The organism is Cyanobacteriota bacterium (genome assembly GCA_025054735.1).
In the GTDB taxonomy this organism is placed as follows: domain Bacteria; phylum Cyanobacteriota; class Cyanobacteriia; order SKYG9; family SKYG9; genus SKYG9.
Genome location: JANWZG010000252.1, coordinates 1 through 5791, shown reverse-complemented (window position 1 = coordinate 5791; position 5791 = coordinate 1). Strand labels below are relative to the sequence as shown.

The 5791-nt window shown below is 52.1% G+C and carries 6 protein-coding genes; 2 read left to right on the top strand and 4 right to left on the bottom strand.

The window, feature by feature from the left end; translation table 11 throughout:
- Together NZ772_12405 and pdxA are read right to left on the bottom strand one after the other, a co-directional pair.
- Positions 1-134, bottom strand: a 134-nt coding sequence (locus NZ772_12405) for an amino-acid N-acetyltransferase (GenBank protein ID MCS6814351.1), incomplete at its 3' end; no start/stop codon positions are given.
- On the bottom strand, positions 131-1228 hold the full coding sequence (gene pdxA / locus NZ772_12400) for a 4-hydroxythreonine-4-phosphate dehydrogenase PdxA (protein ID MCS6814350.1): 1098 nt from the start codon (positions 1226-1228) through the stop codon (positions 131-133). The genes NZ772_12405 and pdxA, both read right to left, overlap by 4 nt.
- Before the next feature lie 68 nt (positions 1229-1296).
- Between pdxA and NZ772_12395 the strand changes: the two genes are divergently transcribed.
- On the top strand, positions 1297-1398 hold the full coding sequence (locus NZ772_12395; GenBank protein ID MCS6814349.1) for a cytochrome B6: 102 nt from the start codon (positions 1297-1299) through the stop codon (positions 1396-1398).
- Between the two features lie 250 nt (positions 1399-1648).
- Positions 1649-2257, top strand: coding sequence for a (2Fe-2S) ferredoxin domain-containing protein (locus tag NZ772_12390; GenBank protein MCS6814348.1), 609 nt, complete (start codon positions 1649-1651; stop codon positions 2255-2257).
- Between the two features lie 7 nt (positions 2258-2264).
- On the opposite strand, the gene NZ772_12385 is transcribed toward NZ772_12390, so the two are convergent.
- Complete coding sequence (locus NZ772_12385) at positions 2265-4181, bottom strand: hypothetical protein (GenBank protein MCS6814347.1); 1917 nt, start codon at positions 4179-4181, stop codon at positions 2265-2267.
- 19 nt (positions 4182-4200) lie between these two features.
- Positions 4201-5791, bottom strand: a 1591-nt coding sequence (locus NZ772_12380) for a hypothetical protein (GenBank protein MCS6814346.1), incomplete at its 5' end; no start/stop codon positions are given.

Sequence of the window (5791 nt, the reverse complement as noted above, 5' to 3'; positions counted from 1 at the left end):
AGGACGGCTAAATCGAGGACGATATTGGTGAAGTTTTCATGTGCGGCAATGATACCGTCCATTGCGATGACAAAGGTTTTTTCACGGAACTGCGGGATGTAGGTGAGGATGCCACGGAGATCGGTGACGTTCATGATTTGAAATTAAGAGCGATAACGGAGGTATTGTTTAATGAGGTGCGCACCAGGTGGCAAGCAAGTTGAATTGCGGCGATCATGCTTGTGGGGTCGGCGATGTTTTTTCCTGCGATGTCGAGTGCAGTGCCGTGGTCAGGAGAGGTGCGAACAAAAGGTAACCCGATCGAGGTATTGACAGCGCGATCGAAGGCTAGCAACTTCACGGGGATTAATCCTTGGTCATGGTATAAAGCGATATAAGCATCGGCAACTTGCCCAGACGTTGTGGTCAGATGGTGCCATGCTTGCCCCGGTTTTACCCACAATGTATCTGGTGGCACAGGGCCATCGAGCTGAAGGTGGGGATAGCGGTGACGAGCAGTTTCTAACCAAGGAATCAGCCAATCTTGTTCCTCCTGGCCTAGTTGCCCGTGTTCACCACTATGGGGATTCAACCCTGCCACGACAATGTGGGGAGTTAGTATCCCAAAATCCTGTTCTAGACTAGCGAGTAGCAATGTGAGTTTAGTGGTCATTAGCTCAGGGCTGAGGGCATCAGGCACTTGGCGTAGGGAAATGTGGGTAGTGGCCAGCAGGGTACGCAGCACCCAACCTGTATGGGGCGATCGGGCTACAAACAGCATCCCCACTTGGGTTACCCCTGCTCGTTCTGCCAGCAGTTCAGTTTGGCCTGGATAGTGATGCCCAGCCATAGCCCAAGCTGATTTTGCGATTGGTGCGGTTACAATTCCGTCGGTTTTACCCGCTAGGGTATAGGCGATCGCCCGCTCCAAATACTGAAAACTGGCCTCACCACTGGCTGCGTTGCCCACACCGAGGTAAATCTGGCGTTGAATGTCTGCATCGAGATCAACATGCAAGATCGAAAGCTGCTGGAAATCAGGTACAGGATAACCCTCAGCCGCCAGGAATTGCCAACAGTCGTGCAATTGATCACCATTGCCCACTAGGGTAATATCACAGCTAGTCATCACAACAGGATCCGCTAGGGCTTTTAGCACTACTTCCATGCCAATGCCAGCAGGGTCTCCGAGCGCGATCGCGAGGCGAGGTCGGCGGCTATGGTTAACAGAGTCAAATTGATCGGACATCAAGCGCACCAATTAGTTGTAGGATACGTAAATGATTATGAACGAATAGCAATGGGAGCTTCCGCGCAATGGGTGAGATTTTTACAACTGCATTTTTGGCCTTCAGCCTGATTTTGGTAGGGTTGGGGCTAGGCTTTTTGCTATTGAAGATTCAAGGCGCAGAAGAATAGGGTTTGACAGCTCAACAGTTGGACTCTATAGCTTCCAGTGAAATTGCCTGCATGGAATGACGCAACAGACAGTCGTGCAGGCATTTTTTGCCAAATGTTTGCTCGTGGACTGGGATGTTCGTTCATTTGCAGCAGGGCTTAGCGCGGCAAGGGGACTACCAACGGCCTATTGGTCAATTGCTGTGGATAGGATATATTGAGAATTAGTTGCATCAATACTGTCATGGGCAAACACAGCAATAGGGTACCGATGGCTCTGTCAACGGAGGAGCCTCTTGGTCACGGGGAATTTTGTTGCCAAGGTGAAATCGTAGACCTGGTTTGCAAAGATCACGGACGATTAAAGTACCTGCACTTGATTACAGAGAGTGGCTTGCAGGTGTTCAAAGTTTCTAAATATGCACTGATAGCACCAGCAATGGCGCTAGTACGGGGCGATCGGATCCAGGTTACGGGATGGCAAACCTATAATCCCAAAGAGGGCACTGTTAAGCGCAAAGTCTTCCAAGTGACTCGATTTGTGGATGGCCACGCAACAGCTAGCCATGAGCCAGAGAACCTGAAGGCTGTTGCTACGGCTGAGCCACCAGCAAAACCCCAACGAGCTAAATTGCCTACTATCCTGCTGTGTCAAAAGTGCCTGAAAAAGCGGGGGGGCGGCATCGATCAAGCCTTGGAGCTGGCATTGCGGGAACATGGTCTAGGCGATCGGGTCACGGTCAAGTACACAGGCTGCATGAACCAGTGTAAAACTGGCCCCCACGTTGTGTTTATGCCAGATAAAGCCCACTATCAACGCTGTGCCGCCACCATGGCAACGATGCTTGTGGAGCAGCACATTTTGCCCCACGTACAATAGGGGATACCTACTGGCCCAAGGTTAGAATTAAGACTTCACAAGCTGTGACGACATATAGTCCTTCCCATCCAATGAACAATTGACTGCTGGCATCGATAAATGGCTCTGTATCGGCAAAAGTCTTGGTGGGTACTAGGGTTGTTGTGCCTAGGGAAGATGGCATAATTTCAACCCGCATGACCCCCTCATCTGTTGCAACCCACAAAAACTTCTGTGTTGCACAATGTCCACTAGTGCGGCTGCCTACCATGGCCTTGGCTAACCAAGACCCATCACCAACTTGGGCGATCGCGGTGGCCTCGACCTCGCCAGTAGCAGTGATTACAGTGCAACGATGGTAAAGTTGCCCCTGCTCTTGCGTGACCATAAATAGCCAACAGCGTTCAGAGGTAAAGGTGCAATCAGCGTGCAACAACTGCCCTGACCAAGGGGGCAACGCTACTTGATCATTAATGCCTGATCGCTGACTGTCGAACACAAAAGCAACCTTCAGATTGCCTGCACGGTAAAACCCAAACCCAAAGCTGTCTCCCACCCAAAACTGGGTTTGCTCGCTAAGAACATCCCCAACATACATTGCCCCTAGAGGGTTGTTGCGCAGGAGTTGTCCATTGTGGATCCAGTAGTAGTGGGTGCTGTTGGCAGCACTGCGATCGGCGGCTAGGATCACAGGATCTTGGCCTGGGGTCAGACAAACCAACTGTCCGGCTTTGTGCAAGAGAGTATTGTTGCCTTGGATGCCAATCTGTAAATGGGGATCAGGGTTACCTGTAAGTATGATTGTGCCGTCGTCTCGCCGGAACTGGCCTGCCTCATGATATAGCCAACGGAGTTTGCCCTCTTGCATGGCCGCTGCCAAAATCACGCCATTGGTGTGGAATAGGCGAGTCATGGTTATACTGCCGCGCACTATAGTGCCTTGCCCCACTTGGGCCAACTTGGGCGTAAGGCTTGTTCCAACGGTTACCATGGGCACAGCACAATCTGGACATTGACGGCGAGCGTGTTCTCTGCCGCAACTAGGGCAGGTCTGCCACTGCAATGTCTCTAGGAGGCTAATGGGGAATAGGCCACGCCGATCGCCCGTAAACACCGCTTGCAAATAATCCAGTAGGTCATCACTGAGTACACGGTAGGGAATAGCAGGTTTCGGATACACCACCTCTGGGTGGAAGACTGTGATGCGTCGGGATGGGCGGGCTGGATGGGGAATTTTTTGGCTAGGATCCTTAGGCTTGTAGATACCTCCATAGGGATCCACGAATAACAGGCATTGCATCACCATAACGGCAAAGGCATACCAATCAGAGTCGGCAGAGTGGGGCTTTACTAGCATAGGATGGTGCTGACTGTAGTCACAAAGTAATGGATCCACAAACTTGGCCGTGAACACGTTGCAGAGAAATGGGCCAAACTGAAAGGAGTCGGCATCAATCAGATAGGCAGCCGTATCGTTCACCAGTACATTGAGGTCGTTGAAGTCTCCAATCACTAGGCCAGCTTGGTGAAGAGCTACTACTGTACGATGGAGGTCTTGGAAAATAGCTGTCACTTGGCTGTTGCTGATCCCCGCCTGTCGAAAGGTGCGATCGCTGTACTTTAGCAGCACTGTTGCTTGCTGGATTAAGGGCATGACATAGCCCACAATCCGCTGTCCGGTTTTATCCATAGCCAATGCCTCTGGCTTAACGACTCGGCTGGGCACCTGAGTAGGAAACTGGGGTAATTTCTGCTGGTGTTCAGCAATACGAGCGATCGCAGCCTGTTGTTCCTTGGGCAACCCTTGATAATCTGGGTGGTCAGGAGGTTTAAACAGCTTCAAGGCTTTGCCCTGTCCCAAATCAAAAATATCTGCTTCCCCACCTTTAGCAATTGCTTGCCTGGGATGGAGTTGAATTCGTTTGCCGTTAATCAGGATGTCCATAGAAGGTTGGCAGTTGGGTCTAGGGCGATTGGTTGAGCACCCACTTCCACCATTGGCTGAGGGAGCGTTGCCACGTCAGGGGATGAAGGCCAGCAGCATGGGCAGCAGCAAGGCTGGTAACTGATTGCAAGGCAGCGTACTGCAAGCCCAAAAAGCTATCTACCGCTGCGTAAGGCCCTCCTAGGGTAGTAGCTCCAGCCGCGTAAACTCGTCCCCGCTGGTTGCGTAACTCAGTCAACTCAAAGTCATTGGCAACGGTTAACCGCCCTAGATAGTTGAGAGGCAAGTTATAGTGGGTCACTAAGTCATTCAGAAAGGGATTAGCTGTGACTTTGGCATCTAGACCTGTAGCATCGATGATAAAGTCGGCCCTCAGAGGCTGAGGTGGAAGATCGCTGTGACTGCGTAGGATGCTGAGGGTTTGTCGCCGTCCATCCGGTAATAACTCAGCAGTAACCGTCTCTACATCACCAAATTGAATTTGATACCAGCCCGATCGCAGCCCCTCCTGAAGGATACGTTGCCAGTCACGACGATCAGCCGTTGTTGTGCCGCCCCATGTGGTCAGCAATTGTTGCCGTTGCTCTGGGGTAGCCTTTTCTAACAAAACACGCAAATCTCCGCCCCAACAAGCTTTAGGCCAGTTAAAGGGCTGGAATTCCTGGTGATGCCGCACAGGACGCTGACTGTTACCGAAACGGTTACCCCTGACCTTCGGCGATCGCATCAGGTGCACCACTTGAATATTGGGGTTACGGTGTCGCAATTCGTGCAGGCGTTGGATAATGCGGGAGGCAACAATGCCCCGGCCTCGCAACACTACGGTGCCTCCATGCTGGGTTAGGTGGTCGTAGACGTGCTCATGCTGTTCATAGGCATTGACAACGGTGTAGAAATCTTGGGTCTGCTGACGATAGGCTTGCAGGTCAGGCAGAAACTGAATTGCTGGATAGCCGATCGCTAGATGAACATACCGGGCAATTGCCAGGGCATGGTCTCGGCGATGACTGGTGGAGCGAGAATAGGCCGCCACGTAGCGTCCGTCCTGGGTTTTGCGCAGGGCACGCACCCGTCCATAGGTGAACATCTGTGCCCATCCGATGCGATTGGCTTCCCGATCGATGGAAGCAAAGACGTTGCCCGATCGCGGCGTGTAGGTTTCCGCTAGGATTGGCTCGGTAAACACTTGCCACAGGTAGGCACAGGCATTCACAAGCTTGCCCTGACGGAGATCGTGCCATGCTTCTCGCCAGGCATAACTCGGAAAACCCCAGATATTGTCAGGACAAGAGTCAGAGTTAGAGCGCAACCGCTCATGGGCCGGAATTTGCGAGTTTTGGCATAGCCGCTGATAGCGGGCATAGGGCTGAGGCTCCATACCCAGCACCAGAACTTGAGCGGGCAAAACTCCACCAATGCGCAATAGATCCACCCAAGTAAAACTACCTAAACCACCTCCGATCGCCAAATAGTCCACTTCTTGCACAGGAAGTCCGGTGCTATGTAGGTCAGCGATCGCCACCTGTTGCAGTTGAAAGACAGCGGGTGGAAAGCTGTCAGGAGTGGAAGTTACCTGGACAACAGGAGTCGGTGGCAGGGTTGGGTCTAAC

Bases quoted from the DNA above. Each gene is read 5' to 3' on its own strand.
- NZ772_12385 (MCS6814347.1), bottom strand. From the start codon at position 4,181: ATGGACATCCTGATTAACGGCAAACGAATTCAACTCCATCCCAGGCAA.
- NZ772_12395 (MCS6814349.1), top strand. From the start codon at position 1,297: ATGGGTGAGATTTTTACAACTGCATTTTTGGCCTTCAGCCTGATTTTG.
- pdxA (MCS6814350.1), bottom strand. From the start codon at position 1,228: ATGTCCGATCAATTTGACTCTGTTAACCATAGCCGCCGACCTCGCCTC.
- NZ772_12390 (MCS6814348.1), top strand. From the start codon at position 1,649: ATGGCTCTGTCAACGGAGGAGCCTCTTGGTCACGGGGAATTTTGTTGC.